The following is a 26,524-nucleotide window of genomic DNA, read 5'->3' on the forward strand; positions in this document are numbered from 1 at the left end:
ATCGTCTGGCGGATAGCGCCGATATCTGCCATCATCGGGTATCGGCTTGGCTATCGTGTCGTTCGATGCCTGCGCACTCGCAGCTACGCCGGAAGATCCCCGCCATGTTCAACACGCTCCAATCCACGCTTGTCGTCGCCGGTCTGTTCGGGCTCGTGGCAGCGCCCTTTGTCGGCGTCATGCTGATCCTGCTCGCGCTCGGCGCATCGTCGGGTCTGATCGTCGGGCTCGGCTTTTTGACCTTGCTCGCCAGCATCACCGTTGCGGTGTCCAAGGCCGGACGCAGGTTTTTGGCGCCCCGCCTCGACAAGGCCGCCCGTCGCAGCTGATTGCTGAGGCTTATCGGCTTGGCTGTCAGGGCAACGCAAACAGCAATGCGACCGGCCAGGCCGCCGCTGCCATCAGCGTGCCCAGCGGAAAACGCGTTGCGCTCGTGAGTGCCACGCCGCGCCGTTGCAGAACGAGCGCGATGACCAGACCTGCACCGCTGGCGATCATCAGCACCAGCGGCAGCAGCTGCCATCCCAGCCACAGACCGATGGCACCGAGCAGCAGCGGGTCGCCGCCGCCCAGCCCCTCGCGCCCGCGAAAGGCTCGATAGGCAAATGCGATGATCGACAGCATCCCGAACCCGGTGACGGCGCCGATAAGGCGGCTGGCCCAGTCTGGCGGGATGCCTGCGCTGGCGGCAATCAGCCCGCCGATCGCCAGCGCCAAAGTGAGCGGATGCGGCAGCCAATAGTGCCTGAAATCCAGCCACGCCAGGGGCAGCAACAGCCATCCGAACGCGGCAATAGCCACCCCTGGCCAGCCAGGGTGTAACGCCAGGGCCAGCCCGCCGATGGCCGCAGCGACCAATTCAACGAGCAGCGCGTCGCGTCCGATCTTTCCGCCGCATGCGGCGCATCGGCCCTGCAGCACCAGATAGGAGATGATCGGCACCAGCTGCCAAGGGCGGAGCGTTACGCCGCACGAATCGCATGCCGATCTGCCGGTGAGCACCGAGCGCCCCTGCGGCCAGCGGCCAACCAGGGCTGCGATGAAGCTGCCAAGGATCGCCCCCAGTATCGCTGCAGCGATCGGAGCGATCACGGGGTGGTGCAGCAGGGGTGAAAACATCGTTTAATCAGCCTTGCGCCGGGGATGGAGGCGCGTCCATCGGCCTTTAGCGGGCATGGGCTGGGGGTGGAAAGCGCTTTCATGGCCCGCGTGCGGCATTTGAAATGCAGCGCCGCTTGCTCTAGGGGAAATGCCATCATTGAAGCCGCCAAAGGACCGAATGTCATGACCGCATTTTCCGCCGCCGATCCCGTCGTCATCGTGTCGTACGCGCGCACTCCCATGGGCAGCTTTCAGGGCAGCCTGTCTGGCGCAAGCGCGACCGAGCTTGGCGCGACCGCGGTCAAGGCGGCGGTCGAGCGGGCAGGCGTGTCCGGCGATGCCATCGAGCGGATCTATATGGGTTGCGTTCTGCCGGCAGGGCTTGGCCAGGCGCCTGCACGCCAGGCGGCGCTGAAGGCGGGTCTGCCGAATTCGGTCGAGGCGACCACGGTCAACAAGATGTGCGGCAGCGGCATGCAGGCAACGATCATGGGCGCCGAAGCGCTGGCATCGGGATCGGTCGACATGTTGGTCACCGGCGGCATGGAAAGCATGACCAACGCGCCGTACCTGCTGACCAAGCATCGTGGCGGCGCGCGGATCGGCCATGACCGGGTGATGGACCATATGTTCCTCGACGGCCTCGAGGACGCCTATGAACCCGGCCGGGCGATGGGGACGTTTGCCGAGGAAACCGCAGGCGAATATCAGTTCACCCGCGAGGCGCAGGACGATTACGCGGTGACCTCGCTCACCCGCGCGCAGCATGCGCAGACCTCGGGCGCGTTCGATCGCGAGATCGTCGCGGTCGAGATCGCAGGGCGCAAGGGCAATGTCACCGTCAACAAGGACGAACAGCCGCTCAAGGGCGATGCCAGCAAGATCCCGACGCTCAAGCCCGCCTTCGCCAAGGACGGCACGATCACGGCTGCCAACGCTTCGTCGATCTCGGATGGCGCGGCCGCCTTGGTGCTGACCCGGCAGAGCGTCGCCGACAAGCTTGGCCTCAAGCCGGTCGCACGGATCGTCAGCCACGCGGCGCACGCGCATGCGCCTGCCAAGTTCACCACCGCGCCGGTCGATGCCAGCCGCAAGGCGATGGAAAAGGCCGGATGGAGCGTGGATGACGTCGATCTGTTCGAGGTCAACGAGGCGTTTGCCTGCGTTTCGATGATCGCGATGCGCGACCTTGGTATTCCGCACGACAAGGTCAACGTGCATGGCGGGGCGACCGCTTTGGGCCATCCCATCGGCGCGAGCGGCGCGCGGATCATCGCGACGCTGATTTCGGCGCTGCAGACGCATGGCGGTACGCGTGGCGTGGCATCGCTGTGCATCGGCGGCGGCGAGGCGACGGCGGTGGCGTTGGAGCTGATCTGAGGGAAGAGCGGAAGAAACGGACCTCTACAGGCACCTATTCTCGTCACCCCCGCGAACGCGGGGGTCCCGCTTTTTCGCCAAGATCAAAGAAAGCGGGATTCCCGCGTTCGCGGGAATGACGATGGTCAGTCCTTCGGTGCGTAGGTCTGGTCGGCGCTTGGGAAGCTGCGGGCGGACACTTCGGCCGAATAGCTCTTCACCGCGGTCTCGATCACCCCGGCCAGGTTCTCGTATTTCTTGACGAACCGCGCGGTGCGCTCGAACAGGCCGAGCATATCCTCGGTGACCAAGACCTGACCATCGCACTGCGCCGATGCGCCGATGCCGATCACCACCGCAGCCACCGCCTCGGTTACCGCAATCGCGATCGGCTCGACCACGCCTTCGACCACGATCGCGAAGGCGCCCGCCTTGTCGAGCGCGACCGCATCGCTGACGATCTTGTCGGCTTCGGCGCCCGATCGCCCGCGCGCGGCATAGCTGCCCAGAATGTTGATCGCCTGCGGGGTCAGCCCGACATGGCCGACCACGGGGATGCCGCGTTCGGTAAGGAACCTGACGGTCGGCGCCATCGCCGCGCCGCCCTCGAGCTTCACCGCCGCCGCGCCGGTTTCCTTGAGCAACCGGGCGGCGCTGGCGAACGCCTGTTCGGGCGAGGCTTCATAGCTGCCGAACGGCATGTCGATGACGACGATGCTGTGATAGCTGCCGCGAACGACCGCAGCGCCATGCGCTGCCATCATCTCGATGGTCACCGGCACCGTGCTGGGCAATCCGTAGATCACCTGGCCCAGCGAATCGCCGACCAGCAGCATGTCGCAATGCGGATCGAGCAACTGCGCCATCCGTGCGGTGTAGGCGGTCAGCATCACCACAGGCTGTTCGGTCACGCCATCCACCTTGCGCCGCTGGATCGCGGGCACGGTCAGGCGCTTCATCGGCGCAGGGGTGGGGTTGGCGCGGCTGGTCGACGTATCGAGCGTGTAGGTCGTGGACATGCGCGCCGGTGTAGCGGGGCAGGCGGTGCGGTGCAAATACAACAACGACAGGCGACCGATGACCGTCGCACAAGCCGCGCTTGCCTAATCGCGCGCATTTGGCGACAAGAGCGCCCGCGAACTTCTCAAGACATGGATATTACTCAGGATGCTGCGAACACTGGTTTATGTGCTGGCTGCGATTGCTGCGACCGGTACCGCGCTCAGCCTGCTGACCAGCTATCGGTGGTACATCCGCATGTGGGATTTCCCGCGTGTGGCACTGATCCTGGTTGCCATCCTGGCGTTGGCGCTGGCGATCCCGGTGCTCGCAGGCTGGGCGCGCACGCTGGTCGTGGTCGGCATGGTGCTGGTGATCGGATGGCAGGCGGCGCGCATTTATCCCTACACGCGCCTCGCCAAGACGGAGGTCGCGCAGGCGGTGGTCAGCCGCGAGAACTGCTTCAGCGCATTTTCGTTCAACGTGCTGCAGACCAACCGCGATTATGCGCGGACGATATCGCTGATCGATCGCGAGGATCCCGACATCGTGCTGCTGCTTGAGACCGACGAAATGTGGGAAGCTGCGCTCAAGCCGGTGATCGATCGCTATCCGCACCGGCAGTCGGCGCCGCTCGACAACCTCTATGGCCTGATCCTGCTGTCGCGACTGCCGGTCGAAGACGCCGAGATCACCTGGCTGATCGACACCGAGACGCCATCGGTGTTTGCGACCATGCAGACCGGGGCCGGGGCAAGGTTCCGCTATATCGGGCTGCATCCGCGTCCGCCGCAGCCTGGCAACGATACCGAAAAGCGCGATGCCGAGATCGCGATCGCCGCGCGCCATGCCAAGGAAACCCACCTGCCCGTGCTGGCGATGGGTGATTTCAACGATGTCGCCTGGTCGCGCACCTCGCAGATGTTCAAGCGGATCGGTGGCTATCTCGATCCGCGCGTCGGTCGCGGGCTGTATGCGACCTTCCCGGCGAACCTGCCCGGGCTGCGCTGGCCGCTCGATCACCTGTTCATCTCGCCCGATTTCACGCTGGTGGACATGAAGGTGCTCGAGAATGTCGGGTCCGACCATTTGCCGGTCTTTGCCCGGCTGTGCCTGGCGCCGAAAGCCGCAAAGGCGTTGAACGACGAGCCTGAAAAGGCCGATGCGGACGACAAGAAGGACATGCGCGACGCCATCCGCGATGGCAAGGAAGCCGCGCGTGAAGAGGGCACGGCTTCGGGCGGATCGCCCCCGAAGCCGTGATCCCCCATTGAATCAGCGAGCGGCGGCGACGCCTTCGGCGACGTTGTCGGTGAAATAGCCGTCGATGCCGGTGGCGCGATATGCGCGGATCTCTGCGGTTATGTTTCCGCTGCCGGTCGGGTCGGCGCCGACACGAAGATCCTGCGGCAGGAAGTAGTTTTCGCGCCGGAAGGTCCACACATGGACCTTGAGACCCGCAGCATGCGCATCGCTCACGAGCGTCGTCGGCTCGACCAGATTGCCTGCAGTATCGCGCGGTATGACCATCGACTTTTCTGCGCCGATCGCGTCGGCATAGCGCGCGACATCGGCTAGGCCATCGGGCGTGCTCATCGCGGCATAGGTGACGCCGGGCAGGTCGGGCGGGCCGGCGGATGCCGCCATCAGTTGCACCAGCGGCAGCTTCGTCATGCCGCGCAGGCGCTTGAGGTTTTCGACCTCGAAGCTCTGGATGAACACCCGGTCGTCGGCGTCGCGATAGCCGGATGCGTCCAGCGCCGCGACCAAAGGCTCTTCGAGCGGCAGGCCGATCGAGCGGAAATAGCTCGGGTGCTTGGTTTCGGGATAGAGGCCGATCGAGCGCCCGGTCTTCGCCTGGCGCTTCTGCACAAGGGCGATGATCTCGCTGAGCGTCGGCACCTCGAACTGGCCGTCATAGGCGGTGTTGGCCTTGCGCAACTGCGGCAGGCGTTCCTTGGCGCGCAGGGTCTTGAGCTCTGCCAGTGTGAAGTCCTCGGTGAACCAGCCGGTCAGGGTCTGCCCGTCGATCAGCTTGCTGGTCCTGCGGTCGGCGAACTCGGGATGATCGGCGACATCGGTGGTTTCCGATATCTCGTTCTCGTGCCGCGCCACCAGCACGCCGTCGCGGGTGCTGACCAGATCGGGTTCGATATAGTCCGCACCCTGATCGATCGCGTGGCCATAGGCCTCGAGCGTGTGCTCGGGCCGCTCCCCGCTCGCCCCGCGATGCGCGATGACGAGCGGGCTGGTGGTGCTGGCGAGCAGCGCGACCGCAGCGAGAATCACGCGGTGACCTCGACGCCCTTCCAGAACGCCATGCGATCGGTGATCTCTTTCGCCGCATCCTTGGGCTCGGGGTAGTACCAGACCGCATCGGCGTTGGTCTTGCCGTCGACCTCGAGCGAATAATAGGACGCGGTGCCCTTCCACCCGCACACGCTGGTGGTGGCGCTGGGCTTGAGCAGGTCGGCGCGGACGCTGTCACGCGGGAAATAATGGTTGCGCTCGACGACGACGGTGTCGTCGCTCTCGGCGATCACGGTGCCGTTCCAGATGGCCTTGGGCATGGGTTTTTCCTTGTCTCGTTGCGATAAAATCGTCGTCACCCCCGCGTATGCGGGGGGCCCGCTTCTGTGCTGACGTTTCGACAGTAGCGGGATTCCCGCGTTCGCGGGAATGACGAAATCATACTGCGTTGGAATAGGCTTTAAGCGGCCAAGCTGACAGGCTTATGACAACTGGAATCAGCCCAGCGCCTCGGCATAAAGTTCAGGCTTGAACCCGACCAGCACGCCGCCAGGATATTCCAGCACCGGGCGCTTGATCAGCGATGGCTGCTCGACCATCAGCGCAATCGCCTTGTCGCGGTCGATGCCAAGCTTGTCGGCATCGGACAGCTTGCGGAATGTGGTGCCCGCCTTGTTGAGCAGCACCTCCCAACCGACGACATCGGCCCAGCCATTGAGCTTGTCCGCCGTGACACCCAGCTTCTTGTAGTCGTGGAAGTCATACGCGAGGCCATGCGTGTCCAGCCACACACGCGCCTTCTTCATCGTGTCGCAGTTGGGGATGCCGTGCATCACAATCTTAGTCATGGATTTCCTTTGATATTTTTTCGGCGTTGCAGAAGGTCATCATTGCGTATGCCGTGGATAAATTGGATGACAGCTTTTCACGCCATCGTCAAAAAACCTGCCGTTCATCAAACGACCCCATTTCTGCCGTTCGTGCCTCTGTGGTATCATCTCCTAAACCAGACGCGAGGCCATCCCCACGACATGATAAGTTTCCCTATCCGCACCGTGGCTCTGGCAATTGCCATACTCGGAGTTGGTGGATGCGCCGAGGGAAAGCAGCCCTTCCGCATGGTCCAATTCTGCCTTGAACACGCCGGCGAGATCACTGCCTTCACAACATTCATGCGAGAGATTTCAGACGAACATCAGATGCGGTTTTACGATCGAAGCAAAGACACCTATCAGGAGCTAACGTCCCTTGCCGCAGACAACGAAAAAGTGCCGCTCAATGATCAAACTGTGAATATCGGTGCTCGGCATGGAGATGACTTTAGCTTCGGAGCGGGCAACCTCGGTATGCCGACCGACCAAATCGTAATTGGCTTCAATGGCGACGACTTGAAGGCGGCTCATGCATTCGCCGATGCCACTGTCGAAAAACTATCGGGCCGATGGAAAGTCAAAGAGGTCGCTTCCGGCAAAGGAGCGTTCCCGCTGACGAATTGCGACTAAGGAAATGACTGTCTCCAAACGGGGCTGATCTAGCAGCAGACATTCGCCTTCCCACCCAATCTCAGTCATTGCACGATCCAGTCGCGAAGCCTGAAAGCGGTCGCTGAGGACACGCGGCAAGTCCTGACGATCCGAGCTACAACCTCTCCCAAATGCTCGCAGTTGGGGATGCCGTAGATCGATGGCTTGCTTATTGGTCTTTGTCCTCGGATGCGCCCATCACGAACTTCACCCGCTCGACGCACCCAACAAAACCTTGGGTGGTCACGGCTTTCCCCCCGCGCACCACGGAGGTAGCCTGCGCGCCGAAGTCTTCGGTCGGCTGGCTCGCGACCACCTGGATGTTCGAAACCTCTCCCCATGGGGCGACATCATAAGTGACGACCGCCCAGCCTTCGATCGCGCGGCGGCGATAGGGTTCGGGGAAGTGCAGGGTGGGCTTTACAGCCCATTCGTGCCGCTCAGGGCAGGTCGCGCCGACGGGACGGAACTGTTTGTCGTCGGGTGCGGGCGGCGCCGGAAGCGCGCCGGGATTGCGCCAATAGGGGAAGCGGCATCCCTTGCGGCCACCTTTGTAGTAGCGCGTCTCTTGAACGGCTTTTCTGCTCGCGGTATCGAGGGCGGCGTTTTTGGTTCCCGCGATCGTCTCGACGTTCGTGGTCGTCCCGTCTTCGCGAATGTCGTAGCCGACCAGCGACCATTCCCGCACCCCGGGCGTTGCCGCAATCGCCTTGAAGTCGGGGAATACGCGCGCCTTGAGTCCAAGCGCACGGTCGTCGCGGCAATCGCTATCGGCGAACATCCGTTCCCACGCGTCCCTGGGCAATGGCCCGGATATCGCATTCACCGAATATGCGGTGAGGTCGGCAACCGGCGTCGCATCGAGGCTGGTCTGGCGAGGCACGTAATTGATCGTGCAATTTGCATGTCCGCTGCCGGGGGCGAAGCGGGTGGCGGCGAGCGAGGGCGCGATGTCCTCCGATCCGACGCCGCGCATCGCCGCGCCAACCTTGCGAATCGCCATCGTCCGGCCATCGGCGTCGATATCGAACGTATAGGCCATGGCATTGCCCTGGGGCTGGCTTGCCCAGGTCAGGCTCGCCAAGGGACGTTCGAGGAAGTCTGGCGACACGACCGCGCCGCTGCAACGGACCTCGCCAGGCAGCCAGGCGATCAGCGCCCTGTCCGGACGTCCGGCAGGCGTGCTCACCGCAATCGGAGGCGGCGTTGCGAGGACGAAGGCGATCGGGAGCAGCAACGCGGCGGAGACAGTGTTGACCATGGCTAATCTTATGCCTTGAAATCATTACGGTTTCGAGGCGAAAAATACCTGCCGGAACAACCATGTCAACGCCGCTGAATGAATCCCCGGATATCGCGCGACAGCTTGGTCAGATCAGTCTCGTTGACGTACATCATGTGTCCGGCGTCGTAGCTGGTGTATTCGATGCGGTCGGTGGGAATGCCGGTGCGGGTGAGCGAGTATTCGGCGCCGAAGAACGGCGTCGCGAAATCGTACCAGCCCTGCGCCACCAGCACCCGAAGGCCGCTGTTCTCACGCAACGCACGGCCAATATACGGCGCGACGTTCTTGTAATAGCGGTTTTCGCCGCCGGGCAGATCCCAGTCCCAGTCGCGCACGCCGCCGATGGTGACATATTGCCGTTCGGGATTGAACCTGAGCTCCTGCCGGACATAGGCGTTGAACGCCGCAGTGTAGCTCGCGTCGATGCCATAGAAGCTGGGGTCGTTGTCGGGCGTCTCCCCGGCGTTGTCGAAGTCCTTGCCGGTGTAACGCGCATCGAGCCGGCCGATGACCAGACCGCGATCGCGCAGCAGTTCCTTGTAGTATCTTCCCGGAACGACACGAAGGTCGGCGCTCTCAAGATACTGTTCGGTCAGGCCGGTGTAGCGGGCAAGCTTGGTACGGATCGCGGCGCGTTCGTCGCCGACCAGTGCCGTGCCTTTCATCAAGGCGGGCAGATATTCGTTGGTGGCAAACGCCTTGGCTTCGGCCGCCAGTTCGGCCGCGCCCCCGCCTGCCGCCGCGGGCGTGGTCTTGCCGTGATACAGCGCGGTCACCGCCATGCTCGGCACCATCAGCACATAGGGCATTTCGTTGCCCGGGACTTCTGCCTGCGCGCCGAAATCGAGGATGGTAGAGATCAGCAACAGGCCGTTGAACGCGACGTCGTTGTAGGTGCCTTCGAGCTCGTTGACGACCGCGGCGGTGCGGGTGGTGCCATAGCTTTCGCCGCCCAGATATTTGGGCGCGTTCCAGCGGTTGTTCTGCGACAGCCATAGCCGAATGAACTCGGCGATCGACTTGGCATCCTTGGTGACGCCCCAGAATTCCTTGGGATCGGTATCGCCCAAAGCGGTCGAGAACGCGGTGCCGACCGGATCGATGAACACGATATCGGTGGTATCGAGCAGGCTGTCGGGATTGTCGATGATGCGGTACGGCGGGGCACCATCGTCGCGGCCATCATTGGGCATCGCAACGCGCTTGGGGCCGAAGGCGCCCATGTGCAGCCACAAAGATCCCGATCCGGGGCCACCGTTGAACAGGAAGGTGACCGGGCGATTGGCCTCGGGCGCATCCTTGACGTAGCTGACAGAGAAGATGCGGGCCCTCGCGTTGCCCTTGTCGTCCTTGAGGAAGGTGTCGCTTGCCGTGGCGGTGTAGGCGACGCGCTGGCCGCCGAACGTGCCGGTGTGCCGGGTGACAGAGACCATTGGCTCGGCACGTACGGGCGCGGCCTTCTCGCTGTCCTTGCTGCTGGGCTTTGCGCTCTCCTGGGCCAGCACAGGTGCCGACGCCAGGCAGAGCGCTATCGCCGCAGAACCGATCAAGCTGCGCATCATGGTGTCCCTCTCGAAATGTAAATCCGTATACCATTTGCAGCTTGGCACGACACAAGACGGGTTGGCAAGCGGCGTGCGCCGGGCCGCGACCGATCAGGCAGGTTGCAGCGGTCGCTGGCCGACTTCGGTGAAGCGGCGCGGGCCGAGGTCGAGCCGCAGCGGGCCGACGCGCGGTCCGGGCGGCGAGCTCTCCTCGCCCAGCACGAACGACTGGGTGACGGCATAGCGCGTGCCATCGGGCCCCGAATAGCCGATCCAGATGTGGACGACCGGCACGAACAGCAGCCGTCCCTGCATCTCGATCGGTTCGATCTGCTGCAGCGGCAGGCGGATCTGTCCTTCGCAGCGCTGCGTGGCATCGGGCGCGATGTCGGCGATCTTCTGGAGCAGCGGCAGCAGGCTGTCGCCCTGCATCGGGTCGATCGTCGGCGGCATCCCGCGCCGCGCCTGCACGACCGCGCCGTGCAGAACCACGTCGCTGACCGTGATCTGGGACATATTGGTGACGCCAAGGTGGTAACGCGCCACGGCGTTGACCAGCGTCACATCGACACCAAGCGTGGTGAAGTCGAGCAGCAACCGAGGGGGCTGCTGGGCAGGGGAAGCGCCGATATCAGGCGCTCGGTCAGCGACCGGTGCTGGCGCGGCAACAGGGGAAGGGGCAGGGGCAGGGGCAGGGGCAGGGGCAGGGGCAGGGGCAGGGGCAGGGACTGGTGCAGGGGCAGAGGCAGGAGTGGTCGCTGGCGTCGGCGCAGGCGCCGGGGACGGCGATGGCGCTGCACCGAAGGATGGACCCTTGCCCTGCACCATCCCGAACGGCACCGAGCTTGCTGGCGCCCGCGGGGCAATCGGCTCCGGCGCAGTCTGGCGGGGCGCCGGTGGCGGGCTGCGCAGCGGCGGCGTCGGGACCGTATCGGTGGGGATGATCGGCGCGGCGGCGGCGGTCGCGGACTCAGCCCGGGCACGCGCTGCCGAGCGCTGGCGCAGCGCCATTGCGATCAGGCTGGCGAGCGCGACCAATCCCGCCGCGAGCCACCACCACACCGATCCGTCCGCGTCGTCGCCGTCGCCCCCGGTTTCGCCGGTTCCGGATTCAGGCGTCTGCGCGGGTATTTCGGGAATATCGGGCACCGGCAGAGGCGTCGTGGCTGGAACTTCGTCCACCGTTCCAGGCTCGGCCACAAGTGCGGGCGTCTCGGCGACAGGCGGCGCTGGCTGCTCTTCTGCCGGAGCGCGCTGCTCCCGCTGGGTGCGCGGCGGCGGAGCACGCTCGGCTTGGGGTGCCTCCTGGCGCTGCTGCGGGATCGGCACCGGTGCCGGGGTGATGCTGGGCGACGGCGGGGCAGGGACAGGCTCGGCAGGCTGATCAGTTCGGCGGGGCGGCGTCGATTCGCTGTCCACCGGCCCCTGAACGTTGCTGGGCGGCTGTTGCTGCGCGGGGGGTTGGCCCGGAGGCAGCGAGAAACTTCCGGGCGATCCATCCTGCCCAAGCGCGATCGACGGAGCCAGGGCCGCCAACCCGAGCGCCAGGGTCACGGGCAACGCCACGAGCGCCTGTTTGAACGGTGCGTGCATGCTGTCGACTTTTCCCATCGTTTTCTGGCCCATCGTTCCTTGGCCTTATCGTTCCCCGAAGCGCGTGGTCTGCGGTCTGCTTCCGCAACGCCTTGCGCGCGGTTAATCCGCGCTGAATGCATGGCAGGAGATGACATCAGCCGTGTGTCGCATTAGATGAGGCGCATGTCCGATCAACCCCAAACACGCTTTCTGGGCAAAGACAGCCCGATGCCGACCTCGCCCGAAGAGGCGGCGCTGGATTATGTGCCCAATCCGCGGCCCGGAAAACCCTATCTGGTGCGCTTTGCCGTGCCGGAGTTTACATCATTGTGCCCGGTCACCGGCCAGCCCGATTTCGCGCATCTGGTGATCGATTATGCACCCGATAAGGTGATGGTCGAATCCAAGTCGCTCAAGCTGTTCCTTGGCAGCTTCCGCAATCATCAGGCGTTTCACGAAGATTGCACCGTCGGCATCGGCGAGCGGCTTTTCGACGAGATGCAGCCGCACTGGCTGCGCATCGGCGGATACTGGTATCCGCGCGGTGGCATTCCGATCGACGTGTTCTGGCAATCGGGCGAACCACCTGCGGGGCTATGGCTGCCACCGCAGGAGGTTCCGGGGTATCGCGGGCGGGGTTGAGTTACAGCCCCAGCGCGGCCAGGATCGCCGCCCAGCTGACCAGCTTGAAGTTCTGCGTGCCGCCCCCGTTGTCGCCATCCTGCGCGATGAACACGCCCTGCTCGAAGCCGGGACCGAAATCGCCCGTGGCCAGTTCGATTCCGTCGGTTTCCGATGTGCCGTCGATCGCGCCGCCGTTGATACGGAAGCGTCCCAGCAGCGTGCCGGTGGCGGTATCGAACACCGCATAGGCATTGTCGCCCTGGCTGGAGGCGACGAGCCAGCTGCTTTCACCTTCGCGTGTGGCGATCGCGAGGCCTTCGACATCGGCGACCAGCGCCTTGCCATCGGCGGGAGCGAACATCACCGGAGAAGAACCGGGGCGCGCCACATCGATCTTCCAGATGCCGACATCCTCTTCACCGACGAACAGCATTCCGGTGGCTGGATCGATGACACAGCCTTCGATCTGCGTGGCCAGTTTCCAGCTTTCCCCGATCGTGTGTTCGATTCTGCCGTCCTTGTGACTGATGTTGATCTGGCGGACGGTTCCGTCCTTGATCGCGGCATAGACCGTGATTGCATCGGCGGCGCCGACCATCGCGATGCGCGGCGCGCCGGTGACGCACACCCCATAAGCTTCGCCTGCGCCGCTCGGCACGCTGGCCAGCGGTGACAGCACGCCGGTCATGGGATCGAGCAGGAACAGCGCCAGCTTGGAGTTGACCGGATCGGTGCGGTCGCTGGCGATGACGACGATGCCGTGTTCGCCGTCGAACAGCGCAACGTTGTTGTAGCGCCCGGTGAGCGACGACCCGCGCACCTTGCCGTCCATGCCATACACATACAGCCCGGCTTTCTTGTCGGTGCCGACAATCAGGCTGGCGGCGGGATTGTCGGCGTTGCGCCAGATCGCCGGATCGTCCGCTGCATCGGCATTGGCGGTGCCGACCGGCTCGGTCTCGCGGGTGGCGGCAACATCGATCGCGGGCAGGGCATTGGCGATGCGCGTTGCCGACGGAATCTCCTGGGGCGCGCAGGCCGCCACGATCAAGGAAAACAGGCTGCAGCCGAGCAGGGCAACGCGACGGGAAGAAATCATGGACGGACGATCCTTTGGACAAGCGGACGAAGTGACCGTGCGCCGCTGCCACGGCGATGTGGCGCGTTCATGACAGTTTTGCGCACGAACCGACGCAAAACCGCAATCTTTGCGTCATCCATCCGTCGCGGAGCGCTGATAGCGGCGCTGCGACAGCGGGTTTGCCGCTGATTGATTCGGGGGATTTATCACATGACACATGACAAGGGCTGCGGTCCTGCCGCAGTTGCACGTATGCGCTGCGCCATGCTTGCGGGGATCGCGCTTGCTGCGTTGACGCCGACACTGGCTGTCGCACAGGATGCTGCGCCGGCTGAGCCGGTTGTCGATGAGGGAGGCGACATCATCGTGCGCGGCAGCCGCCCGATCGCGGAATCCGAGATCGCAGCGCTTCGCGCCCAGCGCGAGTCTGACTCGCTGGTCAGCGTCCTTGCATCGGATTCGATCGGCCGTCTGCCCGACCAGAACATTGCCCAGGCGGTCAGCCGTCTTCCCGGCATCGGCGTCCAGCGCGACCAGGGCCAGGCGCGCTATATCAACCTGCGCGGATCGCCACTAAACTGGACGACCCTGTCGTTCGACGGCATTTTCGTGGTGAGCCCGGAAGGCCGCGACGCGCGGTTCGATTCGATCCCTTCGGCGCTCGCGTCGCAGGTCGTCGTGCAAAAGGCGGTGACGCCTGACCTCAACGGCGAGACGATTGCAGGCAACGTCAACATCGTCACTCGATCGCCGTTCGACTATCGCGGCTTCCATGTCGCCGGCAAGGCCGGGATGGGCCGGGTCGAACTGGGCGGGCGCGGCGAATATGAAGCCTCGCTGGTGCTCTCCAACCGGTGGGAGACGAGCATCGGCGATATCGGCGTGCTCGTGTCGGGCAGCTACTACCAGCGCGACATGGTCACCGACAATTTCGAGATCGACTGGGAAGTGGTGACGCGCGACAATCGCCCGCTCGCCGCCGGCGAGTCCGGCCCGAGGGTCTGGGCACGCGAGATCGAGAACAAATTCTATCGTCTCACCCGCAAGAATTATTCAGGATCGGCACGGGTCGAATGGCAACCCGACAGCCAGAACAAGCTGTTCCTGAGTTCGGTCTACACCGTGTTTGCCGACAAGGAGCTGCGTGACAATTACCGCATCGATGCCGATGACCAGGAAGGCCGGGTGCCCAACAGCGCCGCGCCTTGCCCGACGACAGGCATTCAATCGCCTGCGCCGTTCACCACCGGCTATGCCGATGTTTGCACCGGCAATACGCCTTTGGTCGGCACCGTATATGGTGTCGATTTCGACGCCCGTTTCCGCAAGACCGATTACAGCCAGTCGGTGTTTACCAACACCCTGGGCGGCGACCATGAGTTCGGCAACTGGACGGTCAAATGGCGCGGAAACTTTACTCGTTCCGAAGATGACCGTTCGCAGCCCTATCTGCTGACCTACCAGAGCCCTGGCTATGGCACAGATGGCGTTGGCGGCGTCAACCGGGTGACGGCGGACTATGATTTCCGCAATCCCAACAATTCGCAGGTTCGCCTGTTCCGTACCCTGCGCAGCTCCACTGGCGTGTTCTCGCGCGGCGCGGCGGTGCAAGCGTATCAGGATTTCCCCAACAGCCTTTCCTCGGCAACCTCGCTCATCGCGCTGGACGTGACCGACGCCTATACCGGCAAGCTCGAATTTGGGGTGAACACTTCGCTTTTTGGCGACACCACCTTCCGGTTCGGCGGGCAGTATGACAACCGCACAAAGGAAAGCAACGAGCTCAACCTGACGGTTTCCGGTAACGTCCTCAACCCCGTGCTGGTCTCAGCCGGCATCGGGTCGGGCGTTGGCGGGATCCTCGGCGATGATCCGTTCAAGGGAAAGATCCGTCCGGGTTACACCATCACCCATTTCTCGGACGACAAGGCCAGCGAAGTTCTGGCGCGGGCACTGCGTCTTGGAACCTTCGCACCCGCGCAAAGCAACTTCTATAACGTTTCCGAGGAAATCTGGGCGGGTTATGCCATGGGCACCACCCGCTTCGACTGGGGCAACGTCGTTTACGGCGCCCGCATCGAACACATCCAGAATGATGGCAGCGCGTTCGTTACGCTGCCGGGGCAGGGCACCAATCTCGTGACGATCGGTACGAGCCAGACCCTCGTCTTCCCCAGCGCGCACATCAACTGGAATGCGCGCGATGACATGAAGGTCCGCCTGTCGTTCAACACCGGTGCCGCACGCGCCGATTACGATGTCCTGCGGCCGAACTTCACGGTCAACGATGCCAACGAAACCATTTCCGGGGGCAATCCCTTTGCCGAACCGGAAAAGGCGATGGGCGCCGACCTGTACTGGGAGTGGTATATCCGTCAGGGCGGTTTCGTCTCGCTTGGCGTGTTCTACAAGGATGTGCGCGACGTGCTGTTCGATGACAGCCGCGTCTTTGGCAGCGACGCCCTGAATACTGCTGGCGTCAACCGTTCGCAGTATCTGCTCAACACGGTCGTCAACGGCGGCGATGGCTATATTTACGGCGCGGAAGCCGCCATTGCGCTGCAGCTTGGCAACTTCATTGAGAGCGATAGCTGGATTGGCGGTTTCGGCATCCAGGCCAATATCACATACAACAAGAGCCAGGCGACCACCCCCGACGGCGACAAAGTGCGCTTTCCCGGAACCTCGAAATGGGTCTACAATGTCGGGCCATATTACGAAAAATACGGCTTTTCCGCACGTTTGAGCTATCAGCGCCGGACAGCGTGGCTGTCTGAGATCGGCGGTGACGACACTGGCGGCGACATCTATTGGGCGACGGACGACGAACTTGACGCATCGGCGCGTTATTCTGTCACGCCCAATTTCGAGGTGTATTTCGATGCCGCCAACCTGCTGAACGGACCGGGCCGTCGTTTTGCCGGGGTCAGTCAGCGCACATTGGAGCATGAAACCTTCGGTCGGCGCTATACGGCAGGCATTCGCCTGACCTTCTGACAAACCAAACTGTCCGACTTACGTGATGCCGGGAGCCTTTTGCGGCTTCCGGCATTTACGCTTCCGTAAACCGCACACACCAGCTATATTGACACCGATGACCAACCCCACCGCAATAAGCCACGATCACCCGATTAGCGTCGACCCATCCGAGATCGATTTCATGGGTCACGTCAACAACGCCCATTACCTCAAATGGGTGCAGGACGCGGTGGTCGCGCACTGGCAGAACATCGCGCCGCCCCAGGCCGTCGCCGAGCATCTGTGGGTCGCGCTGAAGCACGAGATCACCTACCGCAAGCCCGCGTTTCTGGACGATCAGGTGATTGCCACCGTCGTGCTTGAAAAGGTTCACGGCGCGCGCGCCTTTTACGAAACGATCATCCGCCGTGGTGAAGACGTGCTGGCGGAGGTCAAGTCGAGCTGGTGTTGCCTCGATGCACAGACCCTGCGCCCCGCGCGGCTGGCAGAAGACATCAAGCGCCGTTTCTTCGGGAGCTGATCCGGCTCAGCCGATCAACCCAAGGTTGATGAGGATCGTCAGGAACAGCAGAACCACGATCCCGGTGCAACTCAGCAACAGCGTCAGCCGGAATATGCCGCCGATCCGCGACGTGCCATAGGCATGGCGCAATTGCCGGTACATATGGAACGGCGCGTAGAACAATGCTGCCGTCACGATCAGACCCGGGACGATGTTGAATTTTACCGACAGCGTCACGACGATGAACAGCAGCGACATGAACGCGATCGAATAGGTGGTGAAAACCGCGTGGTCATAGAAACGGTGGCCGCGTTTGCCCAAGGTGACGAGCCAAACGAACGGGATCGAAAGCGGGATCAGCAGCCAGGCGAACTTATAGCCGTTGGACTGGATCTTGTAGAGCAGCAGCTCGGGGTTCTTCTTGGCCTTGGACGCAACCCTGTTGATCCAGGCGTCGAAACCGGGGACGCCGGTAGAGACGTCGCTGTCAAACCCGAAGGTTTCCGAAAGAACGCTCTCATCGGATGTCCCGACTTCCCGGTAGCGAGGCTCGCCATCGGTCGCGTAGCTCAGGCGATTGATGTCCCTCTTGAAGTCGGCAATCTGTGCGGCGAGCTTTTCGCGTTGTGGATCGTCTGCCGCCAGAGCGTTCATGCTGGTCTCGCGTTCGGCGATTTTGCTTTCCAACCTGACGATTTCTTCCCGCATCTCGGCGCGCCAGTCGCCACCGGCGGCGACGTTGATGCCGTCAGCGGATGCCTCTGCCCCCTTGCCACCGGTGAAATTGGGCGATCCGACATAGGAAAAGATCGCGAACATCATGAAGATCGAAAACAGGAACAGCGCCATCGGACTGATGAACTTGGCGCGCTCGCCGTGGACATAGCGGCGGGTAAGGTGTCCCGGCTTCCAGGCGAGCAGCGGCAGGGTGTTCCAGAACTTGCCGTCGAAATGCAGCACCCCATGCAGTATGTCGTGCCAGAAAGCCGAGATCGATCGATGGACATGCGCCGCCTGGCCGCATTGGTGGCAGTGAGGACCAGTCAGAACCGTGCCGCAGTTGAGGCATTTGCCATGCCCCGCAGCAGAATGCTCGCCGGCGGCAGGCTCTGCCACGCGCGCCAGCATGCCTGCTTCGGCCATCGTCCCAACCGCTTCGAACTCGCCGCTCATCCCAGTCGCCGCCCCACACCCATTTTCATACGCAAGGTTTACCTTCGACCGCCTGACCGGCCAAGCAGTTTGTCGATGCGCTGGGTCCGTCAGCATTAGCCATTGCCTTTGCTCTTCGCCTGCCGCTAATCGGTGGCCATGGCCCATTTCGATCCCAAGACCTATCGCAACGCCCTGGGGCAGTTTGCCACCGGCGTCACCATCGTCACCACGCGTGATGCAGCAGGCAACGCGGTCGGGGTCACGGCCAACAGCTTCAATTCGGTCTCGCTCGATCCTCCCTTGGTGCTGTGGTCGCTGGCGCGTTCGGCGCGATCCATGCCGGCCTTCGAGCAGGCCGGCGATTTTGCCGTCCATGTGCTGGCGAGCGACCAGGACTGTCTTGCCAACCGATTCGCCTCGCGGGTCGACGACAAGTTCGCGGGGCTCGATGTCGGCAGCGACGGCCCGCCAAGGATCGATGGGTGTTCTGCCCGGCTCGTGTGCGCCACGCGCCACCTTTACGAAGGCGGCGACCACGTGATCATGGTCGGCGAGGTCATGGATTACGAGAGCGAAGGCAAGCCGCCCTTGCTGTTTCACAGCGGCGAATATGCTGACCGCATTGCGCGCGAAGCACGCGTGGCCTCGCCGCCGGTACTCTATGCGGTCGAAGACCGGATCGCCACGATCACCCTGAACCGACCCGAAACGCGCAATGCGCTCGCCGAGGAGGTCATCGGTGCGCTGGTGTCGGCGCTCGAGGCGGCCGATGCGGATCCGGATGTCGATTGCGTCATTCTGACCGGCGAGGGTGCAGGCTTCTGCTCGGGCGGCAATATCAAGCAGATCAAGGCGCTCACCGCCGAACAGCACATGAGCCCGATGCAGCTCGAAAACTGGTACAAGACGCAGATCCAGCGCATCCCGCTGACCATGGACCGGCTGTCGGTGCCTGTCATCGCCGCGGTGCGCGGGCACGCGATCGGTGCGGGGTGCGATCTGGCCTGCATGGCCGATATTCGCATTGCCGCCGATGACGCGGTGTTCGCGGAGAGCTTCCTTCGGGTCGGCATCATCCCCGGCGATGGCGGGGCATGGCTGTTGCCCCGGATCATCGGCATGGCCAAGGCAAGCCAGATGATGCTGACCGGCGAGTTCATCGATGCGCACAAGGCGGAGCGGTATGGGCTGGTGTCCGAAGTCGTCCCGGGGGATGCGCTGATGGACCGGGCGCTGGAACTGGCGAAGATGGTGGCGCAGTTCCCGCCTTCGGCGATCCGCAAGACCAAACGGCTGATCAAGGACGCGCGCGATGTCTCGCTTGCCGAGCATCTCGATCAGGCGGCGATCTGGCAGGGCGTGCTCCAGCAGATGGATGACCATCGTGAAGCGGTCGATGCCATTCTCGAAAAACGTTCGCCGAGATTTCAGGGCAAATAGCGTATCGGTTTTTCGCTGGTGCGATCAAAGACGGCGCAGATTCTGCCCTGAAAAGCGCCGATTTGTTAACCAGTTCGAATCATCGAACCGGCGCTTTGCGCCGTCGGCGATACGCTGCATGGCGCACGTTCGCTCGATCGCGGCTGGCCGGAAAAAGCACCTTCAAGCCGCATATAAAATGACCCCGGCTTTTGGCCGGGGTCAAATGCTTGAAAGTCCGAGATTATTCGGATCAGCTCCAGCCGCCGCCCATGAGCCAATCCCAGAAACCGCGAACCGGCTGTTTCGTACGCTTTGCCATTTTTAGCACTCCTTATTCGAGCGTGAAATACGAGGCACGCCCAATTACAAATGCTAACAGAATGTAAAATGGTCAACAAGACGTTAACTTAAGTTGGCACAGTAAGCCGTTGGCATGCCTTGCTGGCATGCCGCCTGTGGCGCGCCAAATTCGGGAATCGAAGCCACGGTCAGCCGTTGGCGGTGATGGAGAGGGTCAGGCGGCCTTGGCCGGGCCGTAGGCGGCAAGATAGTCGAGCAAAGCCTCGAACGGCATCGGCCGACCGATCAGATAACCCTGGGCCTTGTCGCAGCCCATCTGCCCAAGCAGCTGCAGCGTTTCGTTGTCTTCGACACCCTCGGCCACCACTTCCTCACCGAGCGAGTGGGCCAGCTCGATCGTCGAGTTGACCATGATCCGGTCCGAGCGGCTCGAGACGAGCATGCGGACGAAGCTGCGATCGATCTTCAGTTCGGTGGCAGGGCAACGCTTGAGATAATCGAGGGTCGAAAAGCCGGTGCCGTAATCGTCGATGGACAATTGCAGGCCCAGGCTGCGCAGCTCCTTGAGCTCCTGCATCGCAGCCTCGGCACTCGACATCGCTGCGGTTTCGGTGATTTCCAGGATCAGGCGTTCCGCCGGCAGGCCATGCCGCCGAAGCGTCTGCACGACCATAGGTTTGAGATTGGCGTGGCCGATCAGTCGCGGCGACAGGTTCACCGCCATGTCGAACTTGCGGCCGCCGGTGTTGAGCCTGGCGGCAACCTGGACCGCGCGGTTGAGCACATGGTCGGTCAGCTTCTCGATCCGGTCGTGCCGCTCTGCCGCGGTGATGAATTCCTCCGGATTGATCGGTCCCTTTTCGGGGTGGGTCCAGCGTACGAGGGCCTCGGCGCCGCAGATTTCCCCCGACAGAAGGTCCAGCTTGGGCTGGAAGGCGACCCAGACCTCGCCATTGTCGATCGCCGCGTCGAGCTCGCCGAGCATGGATACGCGCCATTCGGTCGCTTCCAGCTTGGTCGGGTCGTAGACGCGCCAGTGCTCGCCCGCATTCTGCGCTTCCTGGCATGCCAGCAGCGCACTCGACATCCGGCTCTGTATCGTGCGACCGGGATCGGCATCGACCCCGAATGCGATGCTCAGGTCAACGAGGCGGCCCGACACGTTTGCCGGGCTGCGGAAGATCGCGCTCAGTCCTGCAAGCTGGTCGCCGACATTGTTGATGTTGGCGCTGGGGACCAGCCACATGAAGATACCTTCATCGCCCTGATACACCCGCGCCCCGCCATTGCCCAACGACAGGCGCATGATGATCTGTTCGACCAGTTCCTTTTCGGCCGCTGCTGGCAGGGCCGTCGCCGCTTCGGCATAATTGTGGATGCGGGCTGCGATCAGTCCATCCTGGCTAGCGACGCCTGCAGAGCGCAAGGCATTGAGGTTCGGCTGCCCCGACACTTCGTTGACCATGCCGCGTTCATTGAAGTTCTGCCGGTGCAGTTTCAATGCGTGGTGGCCCATCGCGCCGAGCATCAGCACCAGGGCCGGCATGATTTGCGTGTAAATGCCGTATATTTCGAGCAACAGCGGCAGGCCGAGTGCGCAGATCGGCAACAATACGATCATGCCCAGAACCAGCGGAGTGCGCGAAGCGCGCAGCATGAGCCCTGTGACCACCAATGCGATCAGGAACGGAACCCACCAGCCGATGGTGGTCGGCCTGCCGGCGAGCAGCGTCTCAGCCGCGAGTGCGGCGACGAAGACGCTCGCAGAAGGGCGATGCCCGGGGATCGCATAACGGTTGCCGATGCCTTGCGCGTTTGTGCCGATGATGACGTCGCTGCCACGAACCCGCTCCATGATGGCTTCGTTGCGCAGAACTTCACTAGCGCTCAGATAGGGTAGGGACCCGATGCGGATCGAATAATCGATCGGAAATTCTTCGCCGAGCGCGCCGTGGACGCCGGACAGTTCAGCCGCTATCGAGGGAACCGCGAGGTCACCGACATTATTGGCATATCGGCCGTTCCATACGGCGTTGAAGCCGTTGATCCACACATTGGTATTGATGAGGCGCGAGTAGCGGCGCATTTCTGGCGGCGGAACCAGCAGGATCCGTTGCCCGGTCGCCACGTCTTCCGAAAAATTGGCTGCCAGATAGACCTTGCCGCGGTTGTCCTTCAGAGCGGCCGCCAAGGCCGCGGTGCCAGGGTCGCGAGACAGGCCGTTGATCGGAAAGTCGAAGAATATGCGCTTGGCGCCGGCTGCGCCGATATTTTGAATCATCGTCGCATATTGCTGCGCCGTCCAGGGCCAGTTGCCGATTTCTTGCTGCGACAGGCTGTCGATGCCGATCACCGCCACCTGGCCGCTGGCATTGTGGTCCCTGGCCTTGTTCCGCATTGCTCGGAACATGTCATCGACGGGCCTGCCGATATCAGCCAGCCCGAATAGCAGGCCGGATACCAGCGCCCAGATGAGCATGATGCGCATCGGGTTGGCCGTTTTCCTGCTGATACGAGTGGCGACAGACTGCATGTGGTTACTTCCTCGTACACTGTGATACCGCCAACAAGGTTACCAAACTGCAAATTTCCCTCGTATCGGGGCTATTGATGCAGCAAACCTCGGGCCCGGTTGACCGTCCTGCGGGGGTGGCCAAAATCAGAGCGCTGACGGAAGAATTGTAGCGCGCCGACGCGGTATCGAATTGAGAAGGCGTGTCTTTTCTCTCCTTGCTGGGCGGGATCGCTAAGTGCGGTCCTCTGGTCCTAACCAACACGACGCCGCATCTGTCCCAGTTTGGAACATCTGCCGCGCGCAATTAATCGATCGATTAGAGGGTTTAGGCGCAGAAAGCCTAACCCGGCTTTGGCAAAGCCGGTTCGCAGATATGCTTAACGGGTAAACGATCGCAGGGCGAGGATGGCCTCCGCACCTGCGAGGGCCTCAAGTGCCGGGCTGGCGAATCCACTGGCCGCTGTTGCGATACTCAGGCCGAACCTGGCTGGTATCGGGCAGGTTTTGCCCGCGAAACACCGCATCGCCGCCGCGACTTGCGACGTCGGGCGCGTACAAGGGCGCTTGCGAAGCAGCGACCGGACTTGCGGACGCAGATACCGTCCGGCCAAGGCGCGCGGCCTCGAGCGAGACGGCATTGTCGGCCTCGGCCTTGAGCCGTGCGGCCTCATACGCCTTTGCCAGCACCAGCGGATCCAGCGGATCGGCAGCGCCGGCTTGCACGAACACCGAACGGGGCTTGGGACCCGGGAATGGCTCCGCGCCGAGATACTGGCGGGCAAAGGCGGCGCTGCGTCCGGGCAGGCCTTTCCAGCGGTAGAAACGATGCGCGCCGATCGTCCCGATGAAATCGAGACTGGGTGCCCAATACGGCGAGACTTCGGTGGTATGGTAATGGGTTGCGGTGCCGACTGGCCGATAGACATATCCGGCAAGCGCGCGTTCGGCGACACGGCGCGCACGGGCCCAGTACACCGCGCTGGGCGCGCGCGCCATCGCACCGTCGCAGCTGAAGCTGAACTGGCATCCGGTGACGCGTTCCGAGCCCTGATACACCACGCCGCAAACTGTATCGGGATAGCTGGGGTGCATCATCCGGTTGAGCACGACCTGGGCGACGGCCTGCTGGCCGACATCGGGCTCCATCGCTGCTTCGTAATAGATCGCAGCGGTCAGGCATTGCAGTGCGCGCGCGTGATCGACCGGAGACCCACGCAGCACGACGCCGCGGACGAACTCGCTCGCGGCCGGGGCACGGCCATCGAGCGTCGAGATGACTGCGGGGGCAGGAAGGGCCAGGGATCCGGCATCGTCGAGATAATAGAAAGCCGAGCCAGGAAAATTCTCTCCCGAATGCTCGAAGGGTAGGCCGCCGCTGGGTTCATAGCGCGGCGCCGCAGCCATATCGTCATTCCGCTGCGCGCTGACGATCTGCGAGGCGCCCAGAGACATCACCAGCGCCAGCATCAGCCATGCAGCCCATTCCCGCAACCCCATGGCGGCGTGGCGTCTGGTCGTGGCGGGCATGGCGCGTGACATTGGGAGGGGGTTTATCCTGGCGGTCGGCGGGCCGGCGGGCTCACCGTCGCCGATTCCCTACCGCAAATCGGTTACGAAATCAGTGGCTAATCCGCGCTGTCTCGCACCGGGACACCGCACGCCTTGAAGCTTAACATGCGCGCCGCCCAGCCAGCGATCGGGCTGTCAGGTCCGCAACAGGTCGAGCGACAGCGACAGCGCTTGCGGGATCATCCCCATCTTGACCATGCGTCCGGTCGTCCGCCAGAAATCTGCCTTGTCGCCGGTCTCGCGCAGATGGGCTTTCATCATCGCAATGCCGCCGTCGTTCAGTCCCACCCGCGAATACTTGACGCTGTCGATAACGCGTTCACGGATCTGCGCGATCAGCGGCGAACCCGGAAAGATGTCTTCAAGTTCTGAGGCGGTGGGATATTCGACCCGCCCGGCGAAGGGATCGGGTCGGCCAGCCAGGCGCTCGGAATGCGCTATCTGCGCAAGCACCGAGCCATAGGCCTGGGTAAAGCGGTTCTTCTCGCTCACCTGGCCGGCCGACCGCCTGTAGATCAGCAGCTTTTCCGCGATGTTGGCCATGGCGTAACGTTCCGAGATGCGCAGCCACAGATCATAATCCTCGCAGTGCCGATACATCGCATGGTAGCCGCCGACGGCATGCACCGCCTCGGTGCGGATCATGATCGATGGTTGGCATATGACGTTGCGGGTCTTGAGCGCGGCAGCGATCTCGTCGGGTTCGAGCGGATAGCTCAGCTCGCACGGCGTGACGACGCCCCGCTCGTCCATGTCGTGGGTGTTGCTGCCAACCGCGGCAATGCCGGGGTTAGCGATCATGAAGGCGAGCTGGACCGCAAAGCGATTGGGCAATGCGATGTCATCGCCATCCATCCGCGCGATCAGCGGCGTGGCGACGCGGTCGTACAGCGTGTTGACCGACGCGATCGTGCCCCGGTTGGCCTGATGGAACACCTTGATGCGATCGTCTGCAGCAGCGAACTCGTCGAGAATTTCACCCGTTCGATCGGTCGAACCATCGTCCATGATGAGAAACTCGAAACGACGCTCGGTCTGGTCCAGAATACTCTGCACCGCAGCCGCGACGAAACTTGCGTCATTATAGACGCTCATAACGACCGAAATGAGGGGGGATGGTGGAGGCATCGTGTTTCCGAATAACCGCAGCGTCGCAGGAAGGTTTCGCCAACACATAGTGCGCGTCGGCGAAGAGGTAAATTGCGTTAACTCACAATTGCCGTGATCTGCCTGAGCCGCAGACGCGTCAGCCAAAAGGCGCCCAGTCCGAAGATCACTCCGCCGATCGCCTGACCGATCAGCACGCCGGGGGCGCCGCCGATCGCACTGCCGACCATCGCAAACGGCAGGACCCCCACGGTGTTGCGACCCCAGTTGGTCCAACTGGACCACGACGCGCGATCCAGATTGTTGAAGCTGGCGTTCGAAATGAACAGCAATCCGTTGAAAAAGAACAATGGCACCACGATCCAGGCGAATGCGTGGATAAGGTCCATGCCTCCTGCAGGGAGGTTGAAGATCGTGCCGATCGCATCGCTCGCCAGGATCAGCACCGGCCAGACCAGCAGCGTGAAACCCACTGCAAACAGGACCGCGCGATCGATCGTCCCGCGCACCCGATCGAGCTGGCCCGCACCGTAATTCTGCCCGATGATCGGCCCGATCGAGCCCGAGAGCGAGAACAGCAGGCAGAAAGCAAGCGGAATGATCCGTCCGATCACCGCATAGCTCGCCACCGATGCCTCGCCATATTCCGCGATCAGCCGGAATGCGATGATCCCGCCCACAGGCGTGGCCAGGTTGGTCAGGACCGCCGGCACCATGATCTTGCGGATATCGACAAGATTGGCGGCAAAGCTTGCGCGGGTGGGGATGGAAAAGCCGCCGTAATGCCGCAGGATCGGCACGATGCCGGTCACCGCCATCAGCAGGATCGAGATCACCGTGGCCCAGGCGGCGCCGACAAATCCCCAGCCCAGGCCGAACATCAGCAGCGGATCGAAGATCGCGTTGCCTGCCGCCATCGCCAGCGTGGTGTTCATCGCGCGCCGCGCATCGCCATAAGCGCGCAACAGCCCCGAACAGACCATGCCCACCACGGTGATCGGCCCAAATGGCGCGACGATGCGGATGTAGCTGACCGCAGCATCCTTGGCGTTGCCGCTCGCACCCATCATCTCGACCCATTGCGGCGCGAAGATCCAGAACACCAATGCGATCAGCGCCGCCATGGCGACGCCCAGCATCAGCACCTCGCCCAGCAACGCGCGGGTGGTTTCGCTGCGACCCATGCCGATGCGGCGGGCGGCCAGCGCGCTGATCGTGATCATCAGGCCGATGTTGAGCGAGGAATTGAGGAACAGCAGCGTGCTGGCAAAGCCGATGCCAGCGGTCAGCGACGGGTCGCCCAGTTGCGAGATGAAGAACAGGTCGGCGAAATCGACGAGGAACAGCGCGAGCAGGCCAATGCTGGATGTCAGCGTCATCACAGCGACGTGCCGCATCAGGCTGCCGGTCAGGAACTTGCCGGGGCCCACGGGCCTTGTCGCAGCCGGCACGGGCGACGGTGTTCCGCCGCCCGAAGGGGCAGGGGGCAGATCGGCGGACGATGCAGTGGAATCAGAAATGGCGGGTCGTCCGGTTGCGAATGCGGCGCGGGATGGCGCCGAGGCTTATTGCATATAGGGCATTGCTGCCGATGCAAAAGCCCGTTTCGGTTCGCAACCGGACTTCGTGTGCGG

The 26,524-nt window shown here is 63.0% G+C and carries 22 protein-coding genes; 8 read left to right on the forward strand and 14 right to left on the reverse strand.

The window, feature by feature from the left end; genetic code table 11:
- The first annotated feature begins 104 nt into the window (after positions 1 to 104).
- Positions 105 to 329, forward strand: a complete 225-nt coding sequence (locus ACK4R0_RS11150) for a hypothetical protein (protein ID WP_409674007.1) — start codon at positions 105 to 107, stop codon at positions 327 to 329.
- A 25-nt stretch (positions 330 to 354) separates the two neighbouring features.
- Here ACK4R0_RS11150 and ACK4R0_RS11155 read toward each other — a convergent pair whose 3' ends face one another.
- Positions 355 to 1,119, reverse strand: a complete 765-nt coding sequence (locus tag ACK4R0_RS11155; RefSeq protein ID WP_409674008.1) for a prepilin peptidase — start codon at positions 1,117 to 1,119, stop codon at positions 355 to 357.
- Between the two features lie 165 nt (positions 1,120 to 1,284).
- On the opposite strand from ACK4R0_RS11155, the gene ACK4R0_RS11160 reads away from it, so the two are divergent.
- A complete protein-coding gene (locus ACK4R0_RS11160; protein WP_409674009.1) occupies positions 1,285 to 2,481 on the forward strand; it encodes an acetyl-CoA C-acyltransferase in 1,197 nt (398 codons plus the stop codon).
- Positions 2,482 to 2,606: 125 nt separating this feature from the next.
- On the opposite strand, the gene panB is transcribed toward ACK4R0_RS11160, so the two are convergent.
- Positions 2,607 to 3,479: a 3-methyl-2-oxobutanoate hydroxymethyltransferase gene (panB, locus tag ACK4R0_RS11165; RefSeq protein WP_409674010.1), complete on the reverse strand. Its 873-nt coding sequence runs from the start codon at positions 3,477 to 3,479 to the stop codon at positions 2,607 to 2,609.
- 148 nt (positions 3,480 to 3,627) lie between these two features.
- On the opposite strand from panB, the gene ACK4R0_RS11170 reads away from it, so the two are divergent.
- Complete coding sequence (locus tag ACK4R0_RS11170; RefSeq protein WP_409674011.1) at positions 3,628 to 4,722, forward strand: endonuclease/exonuclease/phosphatase family protein; 1,095 nt, start codon at positions 3,628 to 3,630, stop codon at positions 4,720 to 4,722.
- A 12-nt stretch (positions 4,723 to 4,734) separates the two neighbouring features.
- Here the strand turns inward: ACK4R0_RS11170 and ACK4R0_RS11175 are convergent, their stop codons facing one another.
- The 3 genes from ACK4R0_RS11175 to ACK4R0_RS11185 form a co-directional block, all read right to left on the reverse strand.
- Positions 4,735 to 5,748, reverse strand: coding sequence for a glycerophosphodiester phosphodiesterase (locus tag ACK4R0_RS11175; RefSeq protein ID WP_409674012.1), 1,014 nt, complete (start codon positions 5,746 to 5,748; stop codon positions 4,735 to 4,737).
- Positions 5,745 to 6,029: a DUF427 domain-containing protein gene (locus ACK4R0_RS11180; RefSeq protein ID WP_409674013.1), complete on the reverse strand. Its 285-nt coding sequence runs from the start codon at positions 6,027 to 6,029 to the stop codon at positions 5,745 to 5,747. The genes ACK4R0_RS11175 and ACK4R0_RS11180 overlap by 4 nt, the downstream gene beginning before the upstream one ends.
- Before the next feature lie 177 nt (positions 6,030 to 6,206).
- Positions 6,207 to 6,557, reverse strand: a complete 351-nt coding sequence (locus ACK4R0_RS11185; protein WP_409674014.1) for an arsenate reductase — start codon at positions 6,555 to 6,557, stop codon at positions 6,207 to 6,209.
- A gap of 66 nt (positions 6,558 to 6,623) precedes the next feature.
- On the opposite strand from ACK4R0_RS11185, the gene ACK4R0_RS11190 reads away from it, so the two are divergent.
- A complete protein-coding gene (locus tag ACK4R0_RS11190; RefSeq protein WP_409674015.1) occupies positions 6,624 to 7,211 on the forward strand; it encodes a hypothetical protein in 588 nt (195 codons plus the stop codon).
- A 190-nt stretch (positions 7,212 to 7,401) separates the two neighbouring features.
- Here the strand turns inward: ACK4R0_RS11190 and ACK4R0_RS11195 are convergent, their stop codons facing one another.
- From ACK4R0_RS11195 to ACK4R0_RS11205, 3 genes are all read right to left on the reverse strand, one after another.
- Positions 7,402 to 8,493, reverse strand: a complete 1,092-nt coding sequence (locus ACK4R0_RS11195; protein ID WP_409674016.1) for an energy transducer TonB — start codon at positions 8,491 to 8,493, stop codon at positions 7,402 to 7,404.
- A gap of 65 nt (positions 8,494 to 8,558) precedes the next feature.
- The gene (locus tag ACK4R0_RS11200) at positions 8,559 to 10,076 is read right to left on the reverse strand and encodes a S10 family peptidase (RefSeq protein ID WP_409674093.1); all 1,518 of its coding nucleotides are present in this window, start codon (positions 10,074 to 10,076) and stop codon (positions 8,559 to 8,561) included.
- 96 nt (positions 10,077 to 10,172) lie between these two features.
- Positions 10,173 to 11,654, reverse strand: a complete 1,482-nt coding sequence (locus tag ACK4R0_RS11205; RefSeq protein WP_409674017.1) for a hypothetical protein — start codon at positions 11,652 to 11,654, stop codon at positions 10,173 to 10,175.
- Between the two features lie 165 nt (positions 11,655 to 11,819).
- On the opposite strand from ACK4R0_RS11205, the gene queF reads away from it, so the two are divergent.
- Entirely contained in the window at positions 11,820 to 12,278 is a 459-nt protein-coding gene (gene queF / locus ACK4R0_RS11210) for a preQ(1) synthase (protein ID WP_409674018.1), read from the forward strand.
- A gap of 1 nt (position 12,279) precedes the next feature.
- Here queF and ACK4R0_RS11215 read toward each other — a convergent pair whose 3' ends face one another.
- Positions 12,280 to 13,359, reverse strand: a complete 1,080-nt coding sequence (locus ACK4R0_RS11215; protein ID WP_409674019.1) for a phytase — start codon at positions 13,357 to 13,359, stop codon at positions 12,280 to 12,282.
- 192 nt (positions 13,360 to 13,551) lie between these two features.
- Here ACK4R0_RS11215 and ACK4R0_RS11220 point away from each other — a divergent pair, with 192 nt between their 5' ends.
- Together ACK4R0_RS11220 and ACK4R0_RS11225 are read left to right on the forward strand one after the other, a co-directional pair.
- A complete protein-coding gene (locus ACK4R0_RS11220) occupies positions 13,552 to 16,338 on the forward strand; it encodes a TonB-dependent receptor (RefSeq protein ID WP_409674020.1) in 2,787 nt (928 codons plus the stop codon).
- A 97-nt stretch (positions 16,339 to 16,435) separates the two neighbouring features.
- Entirely contained in the window at positions 16,436 to 16,840 is a 405-nt protein-coding gene (locus ACK4R0_RS11225; protein ID WP_409674021.1) for an acyl-CoA thioesterase, read from the forward strand.
- A 6-nt stretch (positions 16,841 to 16,846) separates the two neighbouring features.
- Here the strand turns inward: ACK4R0_RS11225 and ACK4R0_RS11230 are convergent, their stop codons facing one another.
- Positions 16,847 to 17,995, reverse strand: a complete 1,149-nt coding sequence (locus tag ACK4R0_RS11230; protein WP_409674022.1) for a DUF3667 domain-containing protein — start codon at positions 17,993 to 17,995, stop codon at positions 16,847 to 16,849.
- A 138-nt stretch (positions 17,996 to 18,133) separates the two neighbouring features.
- On the opposite strand from ACK4R0_RS11230, the gene ACK4R0_RS11235 reads away from it, so the two are divergent.
- Complete coding sequence (locus tag ACK4R0_RS11235) at positions 18,134 to 19,417, forward strand: enoyl-CoA hydratase-related protein (protein ID WP_409674023.1); 1,284 nt, start codon at positions 18,134 to 18,136, stop codon at positions 19,415 to 19,417.
- A gap of 496 nt (positions 19,418 to 19,913) precedes the next feature.
- On the opposite strand, the gene ACK4R0_RS11240 is transcribed toward ACK4R0_RS11235, so the two are convergent.
- The 4 genes from ACK4R0_RS11240 to ACK4R0_RS11255 form a co-directional block, all read right to left on the reverse strand.
- Positions 19,914 to 22,187 carry an EAL domain-containing protein gene (locus tag ACK4R0_RS11240; protein ID WP_409674024.1) on the reverse strand — a complete coding sequence of 758 codons (2,274 nt, stop codon included), beginning with the start codon at positions 22,185 to 22,187 and terminating at the stop codon, positions 19,914 to 19,916.
- 456 nt (positions 22,188 to 22,643) lie between these two features.
- The gene (locus ACK4R0_RS11245) at positions 22,644 to 23,741 is read right to left on the reverse strand and encodes a cell wall hydrolase (RefSeq protein WP_409674025.1); all 1,098 of its coding nucleotides are present in this window, start codon (positions 23,739 to 23,741) and stop codon (positions 22,644 to 22,646) included.
- A 177-nt stretch (positions 23,742 to 23,918) separates the two neighbouring features.
- Entirely contained in the window at positions 23,919 to 24,878 is a 960-nt protein-coding gene (locus ACK4R0_RS11250) for a glycosyltransferase (protein ID WP_409674026.1), read from the reverse strand.
- A gap of 110 nt (positions 24,879 to 24,988) precedes the next feature.
- Complete coding sequence (locus tag ACK4R0_RS11255) at positions 24,989 to 26,320, reverse strand: MATE family efflux transporter (protein WP_409674027.1); 1,332 nt, start codon at positions 26,318 to 26,320, stop codon at positions 24,989 to 24,991.
- Positions 26,321 to 26,524 lie beyond the last annotated feature (204 nt).

Source organism: Blastomonas sp. (assembly GCF_046294995.1).
Lineage (GTDB): Bacteria > Pseudomonadota > Alphaproteobacteria > Sphingomonadales > Sphingomonadaceae > Blastomonas.